Source organism: Pseudomonas sp. RG1 (genome assembly GCF_025910115.1).
GTDB lineage: Bacteria > Pseudomonadota > Gammaproteobacteria > Pseudomonadales > Pseudomonadaceae > Aquipseudomonas > Aquipseudomonas atacamensis.
This window is the reverse complement of sequence record NZ_JAPCIK010000019.1, coordinates 189,068-208,488: the sequence shown is the minus strand read 5'-3', so window position 1 is coordinate 208,488 and position 19,421 is coordinate 189,068. Positions and strand designations below refer to the sequence as shown.

Sequence of the window (19,421 nt, the reverse complement as noted above, 5' to 3'; positions counted from 1 at the left end):
CCCCAGCCAACCGTCCTGTTTACGGAACTTTCCGCCCTCTGCCGCCCGTCCTGCCACTCGGCAAAAAACGAAATTTCTGCTGCGCGCCCTCCTCACAAACTATGCATGCGCCAACGCCCACATGGGCAAGGCGCGATAGCCTGGCCTGAGGAAAATTTGAATGTTCATACATAACAAGCGACTTCAGTACACCGTTCGCGTGGCCGAGCCCAACCCGGGGCTGGCCAATCTGCTGTTGGAACAATTCGGGGGCGCCAATGGCGAACTGGCCGCAGCAGCGCGCTATTTCACTCAAGCCTTGGCCGAGGAAGATCCGGGGCGCAAAGACCTTCTGCTAGACATTGCCACCGAAGAGTTGAGCCACCTTGAGGTGGTCGGCTCGATCATCGTCATGCTCAACAAAGGCGCCAAAGGTCAACTCGCCGAGGGCGTTCAGGAGGAAGGGGAGCTGTATCGCGCGTTGAATGGCGCCGGCAATGACTCGCACATCACCAGCCTGCTCTATGGCGCAGGCGCTCCTCTGGTCAATTCCGCTGGCGTACCGTGGACGGCGGCCTACGTTGACTCGATCACCGAGCCGACCGCCGACTTCCGCTCCAACATCGCAGCCGAAGCGCGGGCGAAAATTCTCTACGAACGCTTGATCAACATCACCGATGATCCGGGCGTCAAAGAGGCGCTGGGCTTTTTGATGACGCGGGAAATCGCCCATCAACAGTCCTTCGAAAAAGCCCTGCATTCGATCCAGCCGAACTTCCCGCAGGGCAAACTGCCGGGCATGCCGGAGTTCACCAACAAGTACTTCAATATGTCTGGCGAGCCCAACGTTCGTGGTCCGTGGAACGAGGGCGGTGCGTGGGAGTACGTGGAAACTCCAGAGCCGGCAGTTGACGGCGGTGACGGTCTGGCGACTGTCAGCCTCCCTGCTGACGACGCAGAGGTCCTGGAAGCCATGAAGATCCGCACGGCGTCCGATCCACTCAGCGAGCCGGTGACCGGTGCTGATCTGGGCTCCGGTTACGTGCAAGGCAAAGATGTCTGAACCCCGTTCGGCGGCCCCGGATCGGGGTCGCCACTTGCTCAAGGTGATCAACATGAAAAACAGCAAAGTCCTGGCGCTGACCTCTGAACATTTTCAACGTTTGATGGAGCACGCATACGCCGGTTTTGAGCTGGACTGCAAACAGGCCTGTCGGGGATTGAAAGTCAGCATGGCGGTGAATGTATTTGGCCTGGGCACCCTGCTGCCGAATAATTTCGCTGAGGAGACTGCCGTCCCGCCAGCCGACGCACATCCAGCCGTCGAAGACGCCTTGCCCACGATGCCGGTGGTTGCCAAGCGCGTATTGGCGCAGCGCAACCGTTCCATCGACGGGGCGGAAAGTTTTCATCGGTAACAGGAGCGCGACATGAGAACGTATAAAAACCTGAGTTTCCCCTCAAGCCTGGGTGGCGCCCCGGGGCTCCAGTTTCTGCTGGGCTGTGCGATATTCGCCGGCGGAACGCTGATCCTGATGAACGAACTGGCGGCAACCTTCTTTACGATGTGAGCCTTGGTTCGCTATCGGCCATTCAAAACAGCACCGCAGCCGCTTCCCTCATGAAGATCTCGACGGTCTTCGGCCCTATCCCCTCGAACTCGGACAGGCGCTTCTCCAGCGCCTTACGATCCGCGCTCGCCGCCACGATATTAGTGACCTTGCCGGCGTACTCGCTGTTGAGCTTGTTGGCCAACGCGAGCAGTCGCGACGCCGTGCTTTCGTCGTAGCGCACGTAACGCGCCTGCCCCAGCATCGACACCAGTTGACGGTGTGTGCACTGCGCGAGCTTTTGCGGAGTGTCTTTGTGATGTTGCTCTACTATGACCTGATACGCCTTGGCGGCGATGGCGCCCTGAATCCTTTTGCCCATCAGAAAACTCGCCAGCAACCATTTGAAGAGGCCAGTTTCGTTGGCATTGTGCAGGTCGATGTTCAAGTCACCGGCGGTGATGATTTCACTCACAAGTCTCACCTCAAGGCGCGCTTCAATTACAGATGTTGACCCGGCACGGCTTTGAACGATCCAATCGCAACCGCCCAGCCAAGGCAGTAAATTGAATTCCAGGTGGAAAAGGATGGTCATCTTTCAAGAGATGAGAGATGACAAGCATAAGGACCCTCAAATGCTCGGTCGTAAGATGCCCAAAAGCCGGGGGCATGACGCCGCACAAACCGCTCCCATCAAAGCTGCCAGCGAGATCGCCGCTTTCCGCCTGACAGTCATCTTCATGCTGACGGTCATTCTGGCGTTTCTCGGCGTGGAGGGATGGCGAACCTGGCGTGACTATCATGCAGCCTTCTCGTCGGCGCGTGATTCGGTCACCAACCTCGCGCGGGCAACCGCGCAACACGCCGAAGACGCCATCCGCCAGGTCGATGTGCTGACCGCCGCCCTGGGCGAGCGCGTCGAAGGTGATGGCCTGCAAAACATCGACGTACCGCGCATCCACAACTTACTGGTCCAGCAAGCCAAATTAATGCCGCAGTTGCATGGACTGTTTATCTACGGCCCGGACGGCAAATGGATTGTCACCGACAAGGAAATGATCCCGGACCCGGCGAACAATGCCGATCGCGACTACTTCCAATATCACCGCGCCAACACTGATCGAAACGTGCGTATCGGTGATGTCGTCAAGAGCAAATCCACAGACGACCTGATTATCCCGATTTCCCGCCGCTTGAATAACCCGGACGGCTCCTTCGCCGGCGTGCTGCTGGGGACGATCAAGGTCAGTTATTTCGTCGACTATTACGGCGATTTCAAGATCGACGACAAGGGTGCGCTAGTGCTGGCGCTGCGCAACGGCACTATTCTCGTGCGTCGTCCTTTCATCGCTTCGGTAATCGGTCAGAGCCTCGCCGACAGTGAGGTGTTCAAGAACTACCTGCCCTTTTCCAGTCAAGGGATCGCCGAGGTCCGAGCGGTCGTCGACGGCACCCAGCGTCTGTATGGTTACAGAGCTTTGAGCACCTATCCGCTGGTGGTCGAAACCGGCCTTTCCCGCGAATCGATCATTGCGCCGTGGCGCTGGGACCTGATCAAAACCGGTTTCGTGTTGATGTCGGTGATTACCGCGTTCACGGTCTTCGGATTGATCGTCTTGAGGCAACTGCGTCAACGGATGGTGATGGAAAAGGATCTGCGCAAGGCACACCAGGCCATGAAAGACATGGCTTTGACCGACAGCCTGACCGGGCTGGCCAACCGTCGGCGACTGGACACTGCCTTGGTTGACGAAATTCGCCTGGCCAGACGCCAGGGTTCGTCGATCTCACTGATCATGATCGATGTCGATCACTTCAAGCTCTACAACGACAGCTACGGGCACGCGGCGGGGGACGATTGCCTGAGCGCCGTCGGCCAAGCGATTGCGCAAGCAGTAAAACGGCCGGGTGATCTCGCCGTGCGCTATGGCGGCGAGGAGTTTTCCGTGTTGCTGCCCAACACCGATATTCGCGGGGCGGCGCTTGTGGCGCAGGAAATTCTTGAGGCCATTCGCTCCTTGCGGATGGAGCACAAAGCTCATCCGCTGGGTCACGTCACCGCCAGTGCAGGTATTGCGGTTGGCAAACCGGCCGAACAAGAAGTGAGCCCCGCCACCCTTATCGAGTCGGCTGACAAACTGCTTTATGCCGCGAAGCAGAAAGGCAGGGATCGCTACTGTATCGGCGAGGAAGTGCTCGGCGCCTAGCCACCGTTCCTCAACGGGAGCGCAGCATCACGGCAGCGCGAACCCGCTGGATGCCAAACACCGTCATGCGCAGAAATTCCTGGTGACTGACCGGCAAGTGCTGGCAGTCCATGCCGCGCTTGAGTTTGCTGTGATCGACATCAGGATCGTGCAGGTAGACGAAGTCCTCGTCACACCCGGTGATGATGACCCAATGCGGCGCTTTCAAGCGGGTGAATCGATAGCTGCTGATCAGCACCAGCGGTTTGTATCCGGCCGCCAACGCAGCGCCGATCTGCAGATAATCACCCAGCACCTGCTCGACTTGCGTGGCCGCCAGGTCTTGGGCAAAGCCGTCCTCGACCAGTTTCATGATCGACTTCTTCTCCGTGCTGCGTACGCCGTGAAGAAAAAGCGAGCCCGCGTGACTGACTTCCAGGCGCACATCGAAACCGCGCCGCCAGGCCGCCAATGCCAGGCCCTGAGGACTGCAGCCACCGTGCCCCGCCGTCATGAAAATGGTGGTTGCCTCGCGCCACAGCTGGATTTCCTCCGCTCGGGTCATGGCACGGGTCGGATCGATGGCAGACATCGCCATCAGCAAGCACGCGGCGCCGCAGGTGAACTCGGTGGTTTGCTGGTAATACGGGACTTGACGTGCGGGGGCAGGTGTTTCGCGCAGGATGCGTTTCTCGTAGCGCAACGCCTCGCAGTGGTCCTCGTAGTAGTCCTCGACGCTGGCAAAGCGCTGATAGCCGTTGGCTTCGTAGAGGCGAATGGCAGCGCTGTTGTCAGCGCGCACCTCCAGACGCAGCCATGCGCAGTTGCGCGCCAATGCACAGGCCTGGGCCTGATCCAGCAGACGCTGGCCAAGCTCATGTCCGCGCCACGCTGGGCTGACGCCAATCGAATACAGGCGTCCAAGTGAGGTGCCACGGTGAAAAAGCACCAGTGCGTAACCGCAAAGGATTGCGCCTGAGGTAACGACAATCAACGCGGCATTGGCTCTACTGAGCATCCAGCTGAAGTTGCGCTGATTCAACCGGTCGAGGGTAAAACACACCCGCTCCAATTCGACCAGATCGTCGATATCGTCAGTGGATGCAAAGCGAAAATCAAAAGACATGACCGCACCGTAAAGTTTGAGTAACGAACCGGGACAGACCGAAAGGCCCGTGATTTATTGAAGCGGCGTCTTCTTCAACAGGGATTCATTACTCATGTCAGCGGTGCAAGCCAACGTGAACGAAGTATTAGACAAAACCGAGCATTCGACAATCTCCCTCAGCGAGGAACCTCCCAGTCCCAAACCCTCGGGAAGTCGATTGCTCATACTGGTCGAACGCAAGGATGACTGGGCTGATTACCTGCCCAGCGAGAGCCTGATGCTGGCTCAGGATTACCTTGAACACAGCGATGATTTTCCTCATCGCACCCAGGTGATCAACCTCTGCCGCAACTACAAATACCTCGGTCAGGGCTATTACTGCTCATTGCTCGCCGAGGCACGTGGGCACAAGGTTTTCCCCTCGGTGCGCACCGTCAGCGAGCTGGCGCGCAAAGCGCTTTACGGGGTCGGGCTGAATGATCTGCAACGCACCCTGGAGCGGGCGCTGGCCAACCATCCATACGGCGAAACGGAAGCCTTCACGCTGTCGCTGTACTTCGGCAAGGCCTCGATCGAGCCGCTGCAAGAGATCGGCCGTCAACTGTTCGAAGCGTTCCCTTGCCCTATCCTGCTGGTGGAATTCCGCCGCGGTGAGAGCTGGCAGATCGCAGGCATCAAGGCCGGTGCACTGCACAAGCTTCGCGACGAACAGCAGCATGTCTTCGCTGACGCACTGGATGCGTTCAATCGCAGAACGTGGCGTCAGCCCGCTTCCAAACGTGTGGCCCGCTACGACCTGGCCATCCTGCATGATCCTGACGAAGCCCTGCCGCCTTCTAACCCCGAGGCATTGCAGCGTTTCATCGCGGCAGGCGAACAGCTGGGTATCGATGTCGAACTGATCGAGAAAAAAGACTACGCGCGTCTTGCTGAATTCGACGCGCTGTTCATCCGCGAAACAACGCGAGTGGATGATCACACCTATCGATTCGCCAAGAAGGCTGAAAGCGAAGGCCTTGTGGTGATTGACGATCCGTCGTCGATCCTGCGCTGCACCAACAAGGTTTATCTGGCAGATTTGCTGAAGCGTCGCGGGCTGGGCATGCCGGCAACGGAAATCCTCTACAAGGATCGTCCGCAGGAACTCGAAAACGCAGGGCGTCGCCTCGGTTTCCCGTTGGTACTGAAAATCCCCGATGGCTGCTTTTCACGTGGTGTGATCAAGGTCGCCGATGCACAAGCGCTGGCCACAGCCGCACAGGAGTTATTCGAACACTCGGTGCTGCTGCTCGCGCAGGAGTACTGCTACACCGAATACGATTGGCGCGTCGGCGTGCTCAATGGCGAGGCGCTGTATGCCTGCAGATACTTCATGTCCAAGGGGCATTGGCAGATTTACAACCACAAGGCGCTGCCCGGCGAGATCAACGGGATGTGCGAGGCGGTGCCCGTCGAACAAGCCCCGCCCGCAGTCGTGCAGCTCGCCGTACAGACTGCCCGGCTGATCGGCGACGGCCTCTACGGCGTCGACCTCAAGCAGGCGGGCGATCGGGTCCTGGTCATCGAAGTGAACGACAACCCCAACCTCGATGCGGGTATCGAAGACGCGGTGCTGGGCGACGAACTTTATCGGCGCGTGCTGCAAGCGTTCACGCAAAGGCTCGAGCTCAAACACCGTGGCCAAGCGTGGTGAGCAATGATTGAAGGCTATGGCATTGATTGCGGCGCCCTGCACAGGACATCTGGAGAACAGGCGACTGTCTGGCTGTGTGTCGCCCCGGACGCAGCCGAGCAACTGGATTTGCACAGACGCCTGGGCATTGGCGCACAAGCGATAGAGTCGTCGCTGGACCCTGACGAAGTGGCCCGCATCGAGGTCAAGCCTGATCACCTGTTTATGATCTGGAAGCGCCCGGAAAGCTTCGACGGGCGCGCATTCAACGTTTCGTCCTTCGGAGTGGTGCTGAGCGAAAAACGCTTGGTGGTCATCTGCGCGAGCAACTCGCTGCTTTCGGGGCTGGAGCACGATGCGCAAATGACCGGGCCGCTGGACGTGCTGATGGCATTACTCGCTGAAAGCGTTCATCACTATCTCGGGCATTTGCGCGTGGTCAAACAGATCGCGCGGGAGATTCAGCAGCAGTTCACCCGGGCGATGGACAATCAGCAATTGGCGCAGATGTACAACCTGAGCGAAAGCCTCGTGTACTACGTCAATGCGATTCAAAGTAACGGAGCGGTGCTGACGCTGCTGCGCAACCACGGTCAGCGTCAGGGCTTTAGCGACGGTCAACTGGCTGCGCTGAACGATCTGATCGTGGAAAACGAACAAAGCTTTCAGCAGGCCAGAATTCACGCCAAGGTGTTCGCCAACCTCATCGAATCCCACGGCAATCTTGCCAACAACAGCATGAACCGGGCCCTGCGCAAGCTGACGCTGATCAACGTCGTATTCCTTCCCTTGAACCTGATCGCCGGCATCGGTGGCATGTCGGAGTTCAGCATGATGACGTCCGGCGTTCCATGGTGGATGTCTTTTCCCGTGCTGATCGCCTGCATGGGCCTCGTGGGCGCGGGGATGGTGCTGGTATTGCGGCGCATGGCCTGAATTCAGAGCACATTCTGCCAACGCCTGCGCCGCATCCGAGCGTTAGTTAGTCCGGCTGACCACCCGGATATGTGTAATCCCTACCCGCTCGGCCTGCTCGAAAATCTGCTCTGGCGTCGAATCCGCCGTGGGCATGACCAGGCTGTTTTCGGCATCGCCCAGATGCAGTTCCAGCAGATGCATCGCCGCGTCGTGCTCGGCCAGTTGCGCTTCCTTGAGCTCGAGCAGATAAGTACGAGGCTCGCCGTTGAAACGGTATTCGATGTGATAGGTGTACATGATGTCGTCCGCGTCGGTGGGAAAAGGCAGTGTTTATCCTGACGTGACGGTCAGCTTTTAGTTCAACCCGACTGCCATTTTGCGTTTGCAAACAAACTTTTTGCGCAGCGAAGCGTCCTCTTCTTAACTCTCCATTACAGCTGATCACAGCTAAGGACTGGCAATGACCTTTTTCATCTTCCTTCTGGCCTGCGCGGCGGCGGCAACCACTGGCGTGATGTTCAAACCCGGCCCGTGGTACGAATCGCTGACCAAACCCTCTTTCACCCCGCCCAACTGGGCCTTTCCCGTAGCGTGGACGATCATCTACCTGCTGCTGGCTTGGGCCGGTTATCGCTTGAGTCTGATCCCCGGCAGCCAAACGGTGCTGGCTTTGTGGGCCGCACAGATCGCCCTGAACACGCTGTGGACGCCGGTGTTCTTCGGCGCGCATCAGGTGCTGGCGGCGCTGGTGATTCTGGCGGTGCTGTGGGTGGTGGTCGCGGTGATGGTCGTGCTCGCCCTGCAACTGGACGTGGTCACCGGATTGATTCTGTTCCCGTATCTGGCGTGGCTATGCGTCGCGGCGGCGCTGAACGCCTCGATTCTGATGAAGAATCGCCTGTGAGCGACTTCCCATGGCCGCAAGGCGAGCGCGATCTGGCGCAGGTTCGCGCGTTCAACAAAAAGCTCGCCTGGCTGCCGCGTTTCAAGATCCGCAATCGCCTCACCCCACGGCTGATTCAGGCGTTGCTGCGGGCGGGTCAGCTCGGCGGCGCTGGCAAGCTGCGCCAGCATGGGCTGAGCGCCGAACGCAAGATCATCGACACGGTGCCCGTGCGCATCATCCGCCCCAAGGGCAAAGCCAAAGGCGTGGTGCTGGATTTCCATGGTGGCGGCTGGGTGATCGGCAATGCGCAGATGAACGACAACTTCAACATCGCCATCGTCAACGCCTGCGACGTGGCGGTGGTGTCGGTTGATTATCGGCTGGCCGTGTCGACGCCAATCGAGGGCTTGCTGGACGACTGTCTGCGCGCCACTCGCGGCATCTTGAACGATGGCGAATTTGCCGGGCTGCCCGTAGTCGTCGTCGGTGAATCGGCCGGCGGGCATCTGGCGGCCGCCACCCTCCTCGCGCTCAAATCTTCGCCGCAACTGCTGCAACGGATCTGCGGCGCGCTGCTGTATTACGGCGTCTACGACCTGACCGGCACGCCCAGCGTGCGCACCGCGCCCGCCGAAACTCTGGTGCTCGACGGCCCCGGCATGGTCGAAGCGTTGCGCCTGCTCACGCCGGACATCAGCGACGAACAACGACGCCAGCCACCGCTGTCGCCGCTGTACGGCGATTTCAGCGGACTGCCGCCAGCGCTGCTGTTTGCCGGCGACCTCGATCCGCTGCTGGATGACACGCGCCTCATCGCTGAGCGCTGGCAACACGCGGCGCCGGTGGAGATGTACGTGCTGCCGGAATGTCCGCATGGCTTCATCCACTTCCCCACCGCCACTGCTGACCATGTGCTGGCTTACAGCAGGCAGTGGATTTCGGCACGAGTGGCAAGCTACTCAGCGAAATCCGCCGAAATCAGCCCGGCGCTTTTGTAGCTGCCGATTGCATGGCGAGCGGTAAAAAACGAGACAAACAAAAGGCGCCCTCACCGGCGCCTTTTTTGTTTGCGCTGAACCCTGCGCGATCGTTCACCACATGCCGATTGTGGTTCAAACCGTAAACAGTCTTTACCCAATCCGCGCCTGTTTCCCCCGCCAGCCGCCGCATAGAGTTCGTTCCAGCAACACACTCAACTTCAGCAAAGGAACATCCTCCATGAAAGTCTCAATGCTCGTCCTCGCACTCTTCGGCTTCAGCTCGGTGGTCATGGCTCAGGAATCGACTACCACGCCACCCGTCGAGCAATACACCTACGCCAGTCACCTCGACGTCGCCAAAATCATCTCGGAAGATCCCGTGCCGGATGTCTGCGCCGTAGTGCCGGTGCACATGACTTATCAGGACTCCCAAGGCAAACAGCACATCCTGCAATACGAGGTCATGGGCAGCGGTTGCAGCAACGGCTGATCCGGCCAATACCTCGCACACCTATTGCGTCTCAGAGTTGGCTCGCTGAGACGCAAATGCTTTACCGCTTCAATCGATAAGCGCCTGAGCAGTGCTCGCCAACTGCGCGCCGACCCGGGTTTTCAAGGTATCGATGAATCGCGTGATCTTCGCATCGACAAACTGGCGAGACGTGTAGACCGCGTAAACATTGCGCTCGTAGGTGTGGTAATCGGGCAGCACCCGCACCAGCCTGCCGGTACGCAAATCGTCGATCGCCGTGAAGCCTGCCAACAGACCAATCCCCGCCCCTTCGCGAATGGCCACGGCCATTGCGTCCATATCGTTCACGCTGAAACTCGGCCCGCTCGGGATGAACGTCGCGTCGCCCGCCTTGCTTTTGAGCTGCCATTCATCGCGCACGTAATCCACGGTACCGAGCAGCAGGCATTGATGATCGCAAAGCTGCTCCGGCGTTTCGGGTGCGCCATGCCGCGCCAGGTATTGCGGAGAGGCCACCAGTACGCAGTGACTGACGCCGATCTTCTGGCTGACATACGCCGAATCCGGCAGCGTTCGCGCGATCAGAATGGACACGTCCAACTGATCCTCAAGCAGATTGGGCATGCGTTGGGAGAGCATCAAATCGACGGTCACTTCGGGAAACGCCTGGCGATATTCCAGCACCGCGCCGGTCACCAGTTGCCTCGCCAGTCCGGGCACGCAGTGCACGCGTAACGTCCCTCGTGGTTGCAAGGCGGCATTGCTCGCCTCGGCTTCGGCGCTTTCCAGGTCAGCGAGAATCTTCACGCAGCGTTCATAAAACCGCCGGCCCGCGTCGGTCACCGAGAGACGCCGGGTCGAGCGTTGCAACAGGCGGGTGTCGAGCACGTTTTCCAACGCCGAGACCGCACGCGATACGTTACCGACGGTGGAGTCGAGATGGTTGGCCACGGCAGTGAAACTGCCCATCTCGACTACCTTGATGTACACCGACATGTTTGAAAGTTTGTCCATCCTGATCGTCCTGTAGACCTGCCACTCACTGCGGATAACGTCGGATGCTACACGCTCGCTCCTGGGCTCGATATTACCTTCTGGGACAACAATGATTCCCTCGTGGCCGGCTAAATCAAACGGCACGCCTTCCATAGACTGGATTCCACGGGACGCCTGAACCGCTGCGTACAAGGCGCCGAATGAATCCTCAACCATGAAGGCGACATCCATGAACACTCCTTACGATCCGCTCTATCTCTTCATCGGTGGTCAATGGCTCACCGCCCAGGACCGCGCGACCGCCGCCGTGGTCAACCCTGCAACCGGCGAGGAACTCGGCCAGGTGCCACTGGCCACCGCCGAAGACCTGGATCACGCCCTCGAAGTGGCCCGACTGAGCTTCGACCAATGGCGCCAGACCGTGCCGGACCAGCGCGCAAAAATCCTCAAGCGCGCCGCCGACCTGATCCTCGAACGCGCCCCGCACATCGCTGGGCAAATGACGCTGGAAGAAGGCAAGCCACTGCGCGAAAGCCTCGATGAAGTGACCCGTGCGGCGGAATATTTCGAGTGGTTCGCCGAAAGCGCACGACGCATCGACGGCCGTGTCGTCCCGGCCAATCGTCCGGGTGTACTGCAACTGGTCAAACGCCAAGCCATCGGCCCCGTCGCAGCGTTCACACCGTGGAATTTCCCGGCCATCACCCCGGCGCGCAAGCTCTCGGCAGCGCTGGCCGCCGGTTGCAGTGTGGTGCTCAAGCCCGGCGAGGAAAGCCCTTCCACCGCGCTGGCACTGGCCCGAGCGCTGGACGATGCCGGCCTGCCTAAAGGCGTGCTGCAAGTGGTGTTCGGCGTGCCGGATCAAGTGTCCAGCCATTTGATTGCCTCACCGATCATTCGCAAAGTGACCTTCACCGGTTCGGTGCCGATCGGTCGGCTGCTCTCGGCCCGCGCTGCCGAAGGCGTCAAGCCGATCACTCTGGAACTGGGCGGCCACGGCCCGGTGCTGGTGTTTGCCGACGCCGACATCGAAAAGGCTGCTGTGGAAGGCGTCGCCAATCGCTTTCGCGGCACCGGCCAGGTGTGCATTTCCTCGACTCGTTTCCTGATCCAACGTGAGGCCTACGCCGACTTTGTCGAGCACTTCGTCGCGGCCACCCAAGCGTTGAAAATCGGCGATGGCATGGATCCGCAAACCCAGGTCGGCCCTCTGGCCAACCCACGGCAACTGGCGAAGATGGAGCAACTGATCGCCGACGCCGTCGAGAAAGGCGCGCGGGTGCTGGCCGGTGGCGAAGCGTTGCCGGGCGCAGGCTTCTTCTTTCAGCCCACCGTATTGGCCGATGTGCCGATGAGTGCGCGAATCATGCACGAAGAACCCTTTGGCCCCATCGCGATACTGATGCCTTTCGATGAGTTAAGCGACGGCCTGCAAGAAGCCAACCGCCTGCCCTACGGCCTCTCGGCCTACGCGTTCACTTCCAATGCGCGCACCGCGATCGACGTCGCCGATGGCCTGGAAGCCGGAATGATCGGCATCAACCAGTACCGCATCGTCGCCACCGAACTGCCGTTCGGCGGCATGAAGGAAAGCGGCCACGGTTCCGAAGGCGGCATCGAAGGCATCGAACACTATCTCACCAACAAATTCATCAGCCAGGTTTAAGGGGATTTCCATGTCGACTATCGATTTCAGCAGCCCACGCGAAGCCGCCCGCGCCTTCACCCCGAAACTGGCGCAATTCGTGGACTCTACGCTGTACCCGCAAATCTGGAATGACCCCGCCTTGTCACCCCGCGACCGCAGTCTGATCACTGTCGCTGCGCTGATTGCCGGCGGCCACTGTGAAGAATTACCCGCGCACCTGCGCCGCGCTGTCAGCAACGGCGTGAGCCATGAAGAGTTGTCGGCGGCGATCACTCACCTGGCCTTTTACGTCGGTTTCCCGGGCGCCATCACTGCCTCGGCCATCGCCAATGCCACCCTTGCCGACACGGAGCAACGCTGAGATGAAAGCCACCAACCTGAAAGCATTCGGTTCGGCAGAAGTGCTGCAACTTGGCGAAGCGCCCAACCCTGAAGTGCGCCCGACCGACCTGCTGGTGCGGGTCTATGCGGCCGGCGTGAACCGTGCCGACCTGACCCACCGAACCGGCGGCACGGCCATGCGAACTTCGGCGACTCGTTGATCATCGGTCTGGAGATTGCCGGGGAAGTGCTGGAGACCGGCAGCGAGGTGAGCGGATTCGCCGTCGGCGACCGGGTAATGGGCGTGGTCGGCGGCGGCGCCTACGCCGAACTGGCGCGCATCGACTACCGCATGGCCATGCCGATTCCGGCACAGCTCGACTATGTGCACGCAGCGGCGATTCCCGAAGTGTTCGTCACCGCCCACGAAGCGATGCTGCACCTGGCCCGACTCAAGTCAGGCGACTCGGTGCTGATCCATGCCGCCGCCGGCGGCGTTGGTTCCGCTGCCGTGCAACTGGCCTACGCCACAGGCGCCACGGTGTACGCGACCACCGAAGGCAGCAAATTGTCGCGCGTCGAACATCTGGGCGCCGATGTGGCCATCGACTACAAGACCGAGGATTTCGCCGCAGTCATCGCCGACAAAACCCAAGGGCGCGGCGTCGATGTGATCATTGATTTTATCGGCGCGCCCTACTTCGCCCGCAACATCGCCTCGCTGGCCCACGGCGGCCGCCTGGTCCAGGTCGGCATTCTTGGCGGCGGCGGCAAGGTCGACGTGGAGCTGGAGCACATCCTCTACCGGCACCTGCAAATCATCGGCACGGTGATGAAGTCGCGCACCCAGCCGGAGAAGCACGCGATGATCCAGCGCTTTCGCGACCATTGGCTGAAACGCTTCGCCGGCGCTGCGAGTCTGGAACCGGTGGTGGACAGCACCTTCCCGCTGTCCCGCGCAGCCGATGCCCATCGGCGGATGGAATCCTCGCAGAATGTCGGGAAGATTATTCTGACGATGCGGCCGGAGGATTTGCGCTAAGGCAGGTCGATCAAATCTGGCCTTGCACCGTCCTGTTGCAAGGTCAGCGGCCAGCGCACTCAAGACTTAACACTGATCCCGCGAGCAGCAAAGACTTCACGCGCAGCCGTTATACCGTTCAAGGCACTGGGAAACCCTGCGTATACCGTCATTTGCAAGATCACATCGACCACCGCCTCCGGTGTGCACCCGACGTTCAGGGCTCCGCCGATATGCACTTTCAGTTGTGGCTGTGCGTTACCCAGTGCGGTCAATGCCGCAACGGTTGCCAGCTCACGAGTGCAGTGATCGAGCCCGGGGCGGGCGAAGACATCGCCGTAGGCAAAACTCAGAATCCAGTCCGCAAGCTCTGGAGCAGTATCCTTCAATGAATCAACCACTGCCTGGCCGGGTCCGCCAGTAATCTGCGTCAGAGCGGCTTCTCCGCGCGCTCGACGATCAGTCATCTCCACCGGCGCTGCGACACTGGTCACGCTTGCACCAATCAGTGTGGCGGACAGCAAACGATTGAACCCGGGAAGTTTACGGATCATGGTGATGCTCCTTTTGCTCGAGTTGGTGGTAGATCTGAATCTTGTTATCCAGAACCTCCAGGGACTGGCTCAACTGGCTGATCTGCGCTTGCACGTCCCGGCGATGCTGCTCGAGAAGTTCGCGGCGTTCTGCCAGGGTCGAGTCGCCAGATCGACGCAATTCGGCATACCGCAGCATTTGCTGGATCGGCATTCCGGTCGCCTTCAGCCGGAGCAGAAACTCGGCCCACAGCACATCCTTCTCGGCGTACACCCGGTGGCCATTGCCACCGCGCCCAACCGGATCGAACAGCCCGATGCGCTCGTAATAGCGGATCGTGTGAGCGCTCAGATCAAGGCGCTTGGCCAACTGTGAAATTGTCAGTTCTGGATTCATGTCATCACCGTAAAGGTTTGAGCGCGCTCTAAGTCAATGGCTGTTTTCCATCGAGCAGAATCAGGCAAATCGCCAACAGTATCCGCCTAACGCCGACACCGCCCTGCCCCCTAATCTGAACCCATGCAGAACACACCACTGCAACGGGTTAACCAGAGACTGATCTGAACGACCCGGACCTCAATCGAAATTTGACCGGAGTCACCGCCATGAAAACTGTAAGCCAACTGATCGCCGTCGCCACCTTCGCCCTTAGCGCCAGCGCATTCGCCGTACCGAGCAATCAGGAAGATCGTTTCTTCACCCAGGTCAACGAACCACAGCAGACTGTTGCTGCCGATGGTTCGCAGCGTACGCCGCAGGGCCAGGCTCTGGCTGAAAACGGCCGCAACCGCCTCGAGGAACAAGGCCTGGTTGAAGACGGTTATGACAAGACCCCACAAGGCCAGGCCATCGCTGCCGACGGCTCAGACCGCACCCCACTGGGTGAGGCGCTCGCCGCTGATGGATCGGACCGTACACCGGGTCGTCGCGCAGCATAAGTGCGTGATGCTGAAACAAGAAAAGTCCTGCGGGTTTGAAACCCGCAGGACTTTTCCTTTTTTTGAGAAGGGCTGGAAAACCCTATTGATAGGAACAGGCAATACTTCGATCCGATTCGGCATCGTCCGCCAGCGTTATCCGCCCTAGCATGGCCTCTCCAATCGCCTGCTGGAGTACATATCCATGAAGACCCTTTTCATCACCGGTGTCAGCAGCGGCTTCGGCCAGGCGCTGGCCAAGGAAGCGCTCGCTCAAGGTCACAGGATTATCGGCACAGTGCGCAGTGTGTCCGCTCTGGCAGCCTTCGAAGCGCTGTCGCCCGAGCGCGCGCATGGGGTGGTGCTGGACGTTACCGATTTCGATGCCATCGATGGGGTGGTTGCAGCAGTGGAGGATCGTCACGGCCCGGTGGACGTGCTGGTCAACAACGCCGGTTATGGCCATGAGGGGATTTTCGAAGAGTCATCGCTGGAGGAACTGCGCCGCCAGTTCGACGTCAACGTGTTCGGCGCGGTGGCGGTGACCAAGGCCTTCGTCCCGTATTTCCGCCAGCGCCGCGCGGGGCATATCCTCAACATCACCTCCATGGGTGGCTACATCACCATGCCGGGGATCGCCTATTACTGCGGCAGCAAGTTCGCTCTGGAGGGGATTTCTGACACCTTGAGCAAGGAGCTTGCGCCATTCAATATTTTTGTCACCGCTGTGGCGCCGGGGTCATTTCGCACCGACTGGGCAGGCCGCTCGATGCAACGCACGCCGCGTAGCATCAGTGACTACGACGCAAGCTTCGATCCGGTGCGCAAGGCCCGGGAGGAGAAAAGTGGCCATCAGCTGGGCGATCCGCAGAAAGCTGCACGGGTCATGCTGACGATCATCGACAGTCCAAACCCGCCGGCTCACCTGCTATTGGGCAGTGATGCGCTGGCGCTGGTGCGTGACAAATTGCAGCGCACGGCGGAGAGTATTGAGCAATGGGCAGCGCTTAGCCGCTCGACGGATGGCTGAAAGATCAAAAGCACCCTCACCCCAGCCCTCTCCCGGAGGGAGAGGGAGCCGATCGCGGGTGAATTCAACCCCCGCGTTCGGCACGATATTACAGGTCGGCGTAGTACCAGAAAGCAGCGCGGTCAGTCCCCTCTCCCCCTGGGAGAGGGCTCTGTCTGACACCCCGCCAATCAGCCAGACAGGTTCAAACCCGCCTTTTCACAAGGAAACCCACAGCCCATGCCGAAACCGAAAGACCCAATCACAACGCGCATGGTCCAGCTAATGAGCCAGCTCGCACCACTGGAAGGTTACAACCTGAGCCCGCTGGAGGATGTGCGTTTCCTGCGCTCCAACCGACCGCTGACCCGCACGCCGGTGTTGTACGAACCGGGCATCGTGATCCTTTGTCAGGGGCGTAAACGCGGCTATCTCGGCGATGAAGTCTACGTCTACGACGCTCAGCATTATCTGGTGGTGTCGGTGCCGGTACCCTTCACCATGGAAACCGACGCCAGCGAAGCCGAGCCAATGCTCGCGGTGTACGTGCGCCTGGATTTCGCTTTGGCTGGCGAGCTGATTCAGCAGGTCGATGAACTGTGGGATTTCCCCAGATCCCAACCGATGGGCATGTACGCCTCGCCGCTCGACGAACCGCTACGCCGGTCAACCCTGCGTTTTCTTGAAGTGATGAGCGACGATGCCGACGCGCAAATCCTCGGTCCGGCGATGCTGCGCGAGCTCTACTACCGCATCCTCACCGGCGAACAAGGCGGCACCCTGCGTGCCGCCATTGCCCAGCAAGGTCAGTTCGGCAAAGTGACCCGCGCCATCCACAAGATCCACAGCTGTTATCACCAGCATCTCGACGTAGAAACCCTGGCCGAGGAAGCGCAGATGAGCGTGCCGAATTTTCATCTGCACTTTCGCAAGGTCACCGACTCCTCGCCGATGCAGTATCTGAAGTCGACGCGGCTGCACCAGGCGCGATTGCTGATGCTGCGTAACGACCTGACCGCGGCAAAAACTGCATTTCTGGTCGGCTACGAAAGCGCCTCGCAATTCAGCCGCGACTTCAAACGCCTCTTCGGCCGCACACCCCTGGCGGAAGTTGCGTGGATGAAACAGGCCTATGCGCTGCCGGCACCGACGACTGCTTCGCCGTTTGTGTCTTCGCATTGATTTTCAGTGCCACGCTCCGCGCACTTATCGCAGCAAATTCCCCATCCGCATAGTGCTTGCCCCCTCCTGCGTTTCCTCGCCCAATCACACAGGTCAGCCACCTGCATCAGGATGGGATCATGAACACCACGGCCATTCCCGAAGGTTTCATTCCATTCACCCGCAGCAGTCCGTTGCTGGATCTGCTCGGCCCGATCTACGCCAGAGGCCATGGCCTGCAATTGGAATTGGGCTTACTGACCGACTCCCGCCACGCCAACGGCCGTGGCACTTTGCATGGCGGTGTATTGGCGACTTTGGCCGATGTCGGGATGGGCTACGCCATGGCCTTCTCCAGCGATCCGCCGCAGCCGTTGATCACCGCGAGCATGACCCTGGATTATCTCGGTGCGGTGCAAATCAACGAGTGGCTCGAAGTGCGTCTTGAACATTCCAAAAAGGGCCGCCAACTGGCGTTTGCTGGCGTCAGTCTGCACGTCGATGAGCGAACGGTTGCGCGCGCCAGTGCCGTGTTCGCGGTGCCGCTGAGCTGAAGCGCGAAACCTCAGTCTGACGCTTCAGAATCATCCCGCGCTGGAACAGGAATTTGCCATGAGGGTTTCTTGCCGACCTGGCTATCGAACGTGCGTCGCGCTTGGCGGAAACCCTCGACGTTTTCCACCACCCAAGTCCAGATCGGCGACATCCGCACCAGCAAGCCCATGCCCAATGGCGTCAGCTCGTACTCGACGTGCGGCGGCACCTGGTCGAGCTCGCGCCGGGTCAGCAGGCCGTCGCGTTCCAGCGCACGCAGGGTTTTGGTCAACATGCGCTGAGTCACGCCGGTCATCTGCCGTTTGATCTCAGCGTGACGCATCGTGCCGTACACCCCCAAGGCATGCAGGATGCCCAAAGACCAGCGACTGCCGGCGTGCGCGAGCACTTCGCGGCGCACGCCATCATCGTCTCGTCTGAGCGTCTGGCAGATTGCTTCTGCCTCACTGAGCGCTTGCTGATCAGTCATTTCTTCACTTGGTATCACGCGTGTGCCTTCTTCTGAGTGCTGCCCGATCGTGCCAGCATTTGCCGATCTTACATGCAGATCTCAGGAGACATCATGACCGAATTGAGCCACCCTTCCCCGCAATCCATTCTTGTCCTGGGCGCAGGCGAACTCGGCCTGCCGGTTTTGCGCAACCTTGCGCGAGTGGCAAAGCGCTCGCCCGGCAGCACGATCAGCGTCCTGCTCAGGGCCTCGACGATCGACAGTCAGTTGCCGGCAAAGAAAGCCGAAATCGATGAACTGCGCAGTCTCGGCGTGCAGATGGTGGCGGCAGATCTGGTCAACGATTCGATCGACCAACTGGCCGAAGTCTTCGCACCTTTCGATACCGTCATCGGCTGCGCCGGCATGGTCGCTGGTCGTGAGACGCCGATGAAGCTGGCGACCGCTGCGCTCAAGTCGGGCATCAAACGCTACTTTCCCTGGCAGTTTGGCGTGGACTTCGAAGTGATCGGCCGGGGCAGTCCGCAGGATCTGTTCGATGCTCAGCTCGACGTGCGCGAACTGCTGCGCGCGCAGGACAAAACCGAATGGGTGATCATCTCGACCGGCATGTTTACCAGTTTCCTCTTCGAGCCGGTGTTTGAAGTCGTTGATTTCGACAACGACACCGTTAACGCCCTGGGCAGCCTGGACACCAGCGTGACGCTGACGACCCCGGACGACATCGGCAAACTGACTGCAGAAATCGTTTTCTTCGAACCGCCTTTTCGCAACGAGATCGTGTATCTGTCGGGCGACACGCTGACCTATGATCAGGTCGCGGGCCTTCTCGAACGCGTGCTCGGACGGCCCTTCAAGCGTAACGTCTGGACGGTGCCGCACCTGATGCAGGAACTGGAAAAAGACCCCACTCACCACATCAAAAAATACCGCGCGGTGTTTGCCCAAGGTCGAGGTGTGGCGTGGCCGAAAGCGGGCACGTTCAATGAGCAGCGGGCGATACAGGTCACGACGGCCGAGCAGTGGGCGCGGGAAAATCTTGCGAACGAGTGAAAGC

Annotated in this window: 25 protein-coding genes; 18 read left to right on the top strand and 7 right to left on the bottom strand. The window is 59.9% G+C overall.

Features of this window, described 5'->3' with window-relative positions:
* The first annotated feature begins 160 nt into the window (after positions 1–160).
* From OK411_RS12445 to OK411_RS12435, 3 genes are read left to right on the top strand one after another with little or no spacing between them, the layout of a single operon-like run.
* Complete coding sequence (locus tag OK411_RS12445; protein ID WP_016774362.1) at positions 161–1,042, top strand: manganese catalase family protein; 882 nt, start codon at positions 161–163, stop codon at positions 1,040–1,042.
* Between the two features lie 34 nt (positions 1,043–1,076).
* On the top strand, positions 1,077–1,397 hold the full coding sequence (locus OK411_RS12440; protein WP_167333555.1) for a hypothetical protein: 321 nt from the start codon (positions 1,077–1,079) through the stop codon (positions 1,395–1,397).
* A gap of 12 nt (positions 1,398–1,409) precedes the next feature.
* Positions 1,410–1,550 (top strand): hypothetical protein, encoded by a 141-nt coding sequence (locus tag OK411_RS12435; RefSeq protein ID WP_264364992.1) that lies wholly within the window; start codon positions 1,410–1,412, stop codon positions 1,548–1,550.
* A 22-nt stretch (positions 1,551–1,572) separates the two neighbouring features.
* Here OK411_RS12435 and OK411_RS12430 read toward each other — a convergent pair whose 3' ends face one another.
* Positions 1,573–2,004, bottom strand: coding sequence for a DNA methylase (locus tag OK411_RS12430; RefSeq protein WP_264365072.1), 432 nt, complete (start codon positions 2,002–2,004; stop codon positions 1,573–1,575).
* A 160-nt stretch (positions 2,005–2,164) separates the two neighbouring features.
* Here OK411_RS12430 and OK411_RS12425 point away from each other — a divergent pair, with 160 nt between their 5' ends.
* Positions 2,165–3,736, top strand: coding sequence for a sensor domain-containing diguanylate cyclase (locus OK411_RS12425; RefSeq protein WP_264364991.1), 1,572 nt, complete (start codon positions 2,165–2,167; stop codon positions 3,734–3,736).
* 10 nt (positions 3,737–3,746) lie between these two features.
* Here OK411_RS12425 and OK411_RS12420 read toward each other — a convergent pair whose 3' ends face one another.
* A complete protein-coding gene (locus OK411_RS12420; protein ID WP_264364990.1) occupies positions 3,747–4,841 on the bottom strand; it encodes a GNAT family N-acetyltransferase/peptidase C39 family protein in 1,095 nt (364 codons plus the stop codon).
* Between the two features lie 94 nt (positions 4,842–4,935).
* On the opposite strand from OK411_RS12420, the gene OK411_RS12415 reads away from it, so the two are divergent.
* Both OK411_RS12415 and OK411_RS12410 read left to right on the top strand, forming a co-directional pair.
* Entirely contained in the window at positions 4,936–6,516 is a 1,581-nt protein-coding gene (locus OK411_RS12415; RefSeq protein ID WP_264364989.1) for a RimK family protein, read from the top strand.
* A gap of 3 nt (positions 6,517–6,519) precedes the next feature.
* Complete coding sequence (locus OK411_RS12410) at positions 6,520–7,431, top strand: magnesium transporter CorA family protein (RefSeq protein ID WP_264364988.1); 912 nt, start codon at positions 6,520–6,522, stop codon at positions 7,429–7,431.
* Between the two features lie 42 nt (positions 7,432–7,473).
* On the opposite strand, the gene OK411_RS12405 is transcribed toward OK411_RS12410, so the two are convergent.
* Positions 7,474–7,710 (bottom strand): hypothetical protein, encoded by a 237-nt coding sequence (locus OK411_RS12405; protein ID WP_186568991.1) that lies wholly within the window; start codon positions 7,708–7,710, stop codon positions 7,474–7,476.
* 163 nt (positions 7,711–7,873) lie between these two features.
* Here OK411_RS12405 and tspO point away from each other — a divergent pair, with 163 nt between their 5' ends.
* The 3 genes from tspO to OK411_RS12390 all read left to right on the top strand — a co-directional run bounded on the left by tspO (position 7,874) and on the right by OK411_RS12390 (position 9,769).
* The gene (tspO, locus tag OK411_RS12400) at positions 7,874–8,317 is read left to right on the top strand and encodes a tryptophan-rich sensory protein TspO (protein WP_016774353.1); all 444 of its coding nucleotides are present in this window, start codon (positions 7,874–7,876) and stop codon (positions 8,315–8,317) included.
* Positions 8,314–9,297: an alpha/beta hydrolase gene (locus tag OK411_RS12395; protein WP_264364987.1), complete on the top strand. Its 984-nt coding sequence runs from the start codon at positions 8,314–8,316 to the stop codon at positions 9,295–9,297. Before tspO ends, OK411_RS12395 begins: the two co-directional genes overlap by 4 nt.
* A gap of 220 nt (positions 9,298–9,517) precedes the next feature.
* A complete protein-coding gene (locus OK411_RS12390) occupies positions 9,518–9,769 on the top strand; it encodes a DUF2790 domain-containing protein (protein ID WP_016774351.1) in 252 nt (83 codons plus the stop codon).
* A gap of 69 nt (positions 9,770–9,838) precedes the next feature.
* On the opposite strand, the gene OK411_RS12385 is transcribed toward OK411_RS12390, so the two are convergent.
* Positions 9,839–10,765 (bottom strand): LysR family transcriptional regulator, encoded by a 927-nt coding sequence (locus OK411_RS12385; RefSeq protein WP_041480513.1) that lies wholly within the window; start codon positions 10,763–10,765, stop codon positions 9,839–9,841.
* A 211-nt stretch (positions 10,766–10,976) separates the two neighbouring features.
* Between OK411_RS12385 and OK411_RS12380 the strand changes: the two genes are divergently transcribed.
* Genes OK411_RS12380 through OK411_RS12365 form a run of 4 tightly spaced genes read left to right on the top strand, consistent with a single transcriptional unit; the run spans position 10,977 to position 13,758 of the window.
* Complete coding sequence (locus OK411_RS12380) at positions 10,977–12,413, top strand: NAD-dependent succinate-semialdehyde dehydrogenase (RefSeq protein WP_024012616.1); 1,437 nt, start codon at positions 10,977–10,979, stop codon at positions 12,411–12,413.
* Positions 12,414–12,423: 10 nt separating this feature from the next.
* Positions 12,424–12,756 (top strand): carboxymuconolactone decarboxylase family protein, encoded by a 333-nt coding sequence (locus OK411_RS12375; protein WP_122506985.1) that lies wholly within the window; start codon positions 12,424–12,426, stop codon positions 12,754–12,756.
* Between the two features lies 1 nt (position 12,757).
* Positions 12,758–12,937 carry a hypothetical protein gene (locus tag OK411_RS12370; RefSeq protein WP_264364986.1) on the top strand — a complete coding sequence of 60 codons (180 nt, stop codon included), beginning with the start codon at positions 12,758–12,760 and terminating at the stop codon, positions 12,935–12,937.
* Positions 12,934–13,758 carry a zinc-binding dehydrogenase gene (locus OK411_RS12365; RefSeq protein ID WP_264364985.1) on the top strand — a complete coding sequence of 275 codons (825 nt, stop codon included), beginning with the start codon at positions 12,934–12,936 and terminating at the stop codon, positions 13,756–13,758. The genes OK411_RS12370 and OK411_RS12365 overlap by 4 nt, the downstream gene beginning before the upstream one ends.
* 59 nt (positions 13,759–13,817) lie before the next feature.
* Here the strand turns inward: OK411_RS12365 and OK411_RS12360 are convergent, their stop codons facing one another.
* The gene (locus OK411_RS12360) at positions 13,818–14,210 is read right to left on the bottom strand and encodes a carboxymuconolactone decarboxylase family protein (protein ID WP_016774346.1); all 393 of its coding nucleotides are present in this window, start codon (positions 14,208–14,210) and stop codon (positions 13,818–13,820) included.
* A 70-nt stretch (positions 14,211–14,280) separates the two neighbouring features.
* Positions 14,281–14,667, bottom strand: coding sequence for a MerR family transcriptional regulator (locus OK411_RS12355; protein WP_056784936.1), 387 nt, complete (start codon positions 14,665–14,667; stop codon positions 14,281–14,283).
* Between the two features lie 209 nt (positions 14,668–14,876).
* On the opposite strand from OK411_RS12355, the gene OK411_RS12350 reads away from it, so the two are divergent.
* The 4 genes from OK411_RS12350 to OK411_RS12335 all read left to right on the top strand — a co-directional run bounded on the left by OK411_RS12350 (position 14,877) and on the right by OK411_RS12335 (position 17,912).
* Positions 14,877–15,209 carry a hypothetical protein gene (locus OK411_RS12350; protein WP_264364984.1) on the top strand — a complete coding sequence of 111 codons (333 nt, stop codon included), beginning with the start codon at positions 14,877–14,879 and terminating at the stop codon, positions 15,207–15,209.
* A gap of 184 nt (positions 15,210–15,393) precedes the next feature.
* On the top strand, positions 15,394–16,218 hold the full coding sequence (locus tag OK411_RS12345) for an oxidoreductase (RefSeq protein WP_264364983.1): 825 nt from the start codon (positions 15,394–15,396) through the stop codon (positions 16,216–16,218).
* Positions 16,219–16,437: 219 nt separating this feature from the next.
* Positions 16,438–17,379, top strand: coding sequence for an AraC family transcriptional regulator (locus tag OK411_RS12340; protein WP_016774342.1), 942 nt, complete (start codon positions 16,438–16,440; stop codon positions 17,377–17,379).
* A gap of 119 nt (positions 17,380–17,498) precedes the next feature.
* Positions 17,499–17,912 carry a PaaI family thioesterase gene (locus tag OK411_RS12335; RefSeq protein WP_264364982.1) on the top strand — a complete coding sequence of 138 codons (414 nt, stop codon included), beginning with the start codon at positions 17,499–17,501 and terminating at the stop codon, positions 17,910–17,912.
* Between the two features lie 11 nt (positions 17,913–17,923).
* On the opposite strand, the gene OK411_RS12330 is transcribed toward OK411_RS12335, so the two are convergent.
* Entirely contained in the window at positions 17,924–18,382 is a 459-nt protein-coding gene (locus OK411_RS12330; RefSeq protein WP_016774338.1) for a winged helix-turn-helix transcriptional regulator, read from the bottom strand.
* 93 nt (positions 18,383–18,475) lie between these two features.
* Between OK411_RS12330 and OK411_RS12325 the strand changes: the two genes are divergently transcribed.
* Positions 18,476–19,417 (top strand): aromatic alcohol reductase, encoded by a 942-nt coding sequence (locus OK411_RS12325; protein WP_024012605.1) that lies wholly within the window; start codon positions 18,476–18,478, stop codon positions 19,415–19,417.
* The last annotated feature ends 4 nt before the right edge of the window (positions 19,418–19,421 follow it).

Excerpts from the sequence above, each read along its gene's own strand:
- OK411_RS12445 (WP_016774362.1), top strand. The coding sequence starts at position 161 with ATGTTCATACATAACAAGCGACTTCAGTACACCGTTCGCGTGGCCGAG.
- OK411_RS12435 (WP_264364992.1), top strand. The coding sequence starts at position 1,410 with ATGAGAACGTATAAAAACCTGAGTTTCCCCTCAAGCCTGGGTGGCGCC.
- OK411_RS12425 (WP_264364991.1), top strand. The coding sequence starts at position 2,165 with ATGCTCGGTCGTAAGATGCCCAAAAGCCGGGGGCATGACGCCGCACAA.
- OK411_RS12420 (WP_264364990.1), bottom strand. The coding sequence starts at position 4,841 with ATGTCTTTTGATTTTCGCTTTGCATCCACTGACGATATCGACGATCTG.
- OK411_RS12415 (WP_264364989.1), top strand. The coding sequence starts at position 4,936 with ATGTCAGCGGTGCAAGCCAACGTGAACGAAGTATTAGACAAAACCGAG.
- OK411_RS12410 (WP_264364988.1), top strand. The coding sequence starts at position 6,520 with ATGATTGAAGGCTATGGCATTGATTGCGGCGCCCTGCACAGGACATCT.
- OK411_RS12405 (WP_186568991.1), bottom strand. The coding sequence starts at position 7,710 with ATGTACACCTATCACATCGAATACCGTTTCAACGGCGAGCCTCGTACT.
- tspO (WP_016774353.1), top strand. The coding sequence starts at position 7,874 with ATGACCTTTTTCATCTTCCTTCTGGCCTGCGCGGCGGCGGCAACCACT.
- OK411_RS12390 (WP_016774351.1), top strand. The coding sequence starts at position 9,518 with ATGAAAGTCTCAATGCTCGTCCTCGCACTCTTCGGCTTCAGCTCGGTG.
- OK411_RS12385 (WP_041480513.1), bottom strand. The coding sequence starts at position 10,765 with ATGGACAAACTTTCAAACATGTCGGTGTACATCAAGGTAGTCGAGATG.
- OK411_RS12380 (WP_024012616.1), top strand. The coding sequence starts at position 10,977 with ATGAACACTCCTTACGATCCGCTCTATCTCTTCATCGGTGGTCAATGG.
- OK411_RS12375 (WP_122506985.1), top strand. The coding sequence starts at position 12,424 with ATGTCGACTATCGATTTCAGCAGCCCACGCGAAGCCGCCCGCGCCTTC.
- OK411_RS12370 (WP_264364986.1), top strand. The coding sequence starts at position 12,758 with ATGAAAGCCACCAACCTGAAAGCATTCGGTTCGGCAGAAGTGCTGCAA.
- OK411_RS12355 (WP_056784936.1), bottom strand. The coding sequence starts at position 14,667 with ATGAATCCAGAACTGACAATTTCACAGTTGGCCAAGCGCCTTGATCTG.
- OK411_RS12350 (WP_264364984.1), top strand. The coding sequence starts at position 14,877 with ATGAAAACTGTAAGCCAACTGATCGCCGTCGCCACCTTCGCCCTTAGC.
- OK411_RS12345 (WP_264364983.1), top strand. The coding sequence starts at position 15,394 with ATGAAGACCCTTTTCATCACCGGTGTCAGCAGCGGCTTCGGCCAGGCG.
- OK411_RS12340 (WP_016774342.1), top strand. The coding sequence starts at position 16,438 with ATGCCGAAACCGAAAGACCCAATCACAACGCGCATGGTCCAGCTAATG.
- OK411_RS12335 (WP_264364982.1), top strand. The coding sequence starts at position 17,499 with ATGAACACCACGGCCATTCCCGAAGGTTTCATTCCATTCACCCGCAGC.
- OK411_RS12330 (WP_016774338.1), bottom strand. The coding sequence starts at position 18,382 with ATGACTGATCAGCAAGCGCTCAGTGAGGCAGAAGCAATCTGCCAGACG.
- OK411_RS12325 (WP_024012605.1), top strand. The coding sequence starts at position 18,476 with ATGACCGAATTGAGCCACCCTTCCCCGCAATCCATTCTTGTCCTGGGC.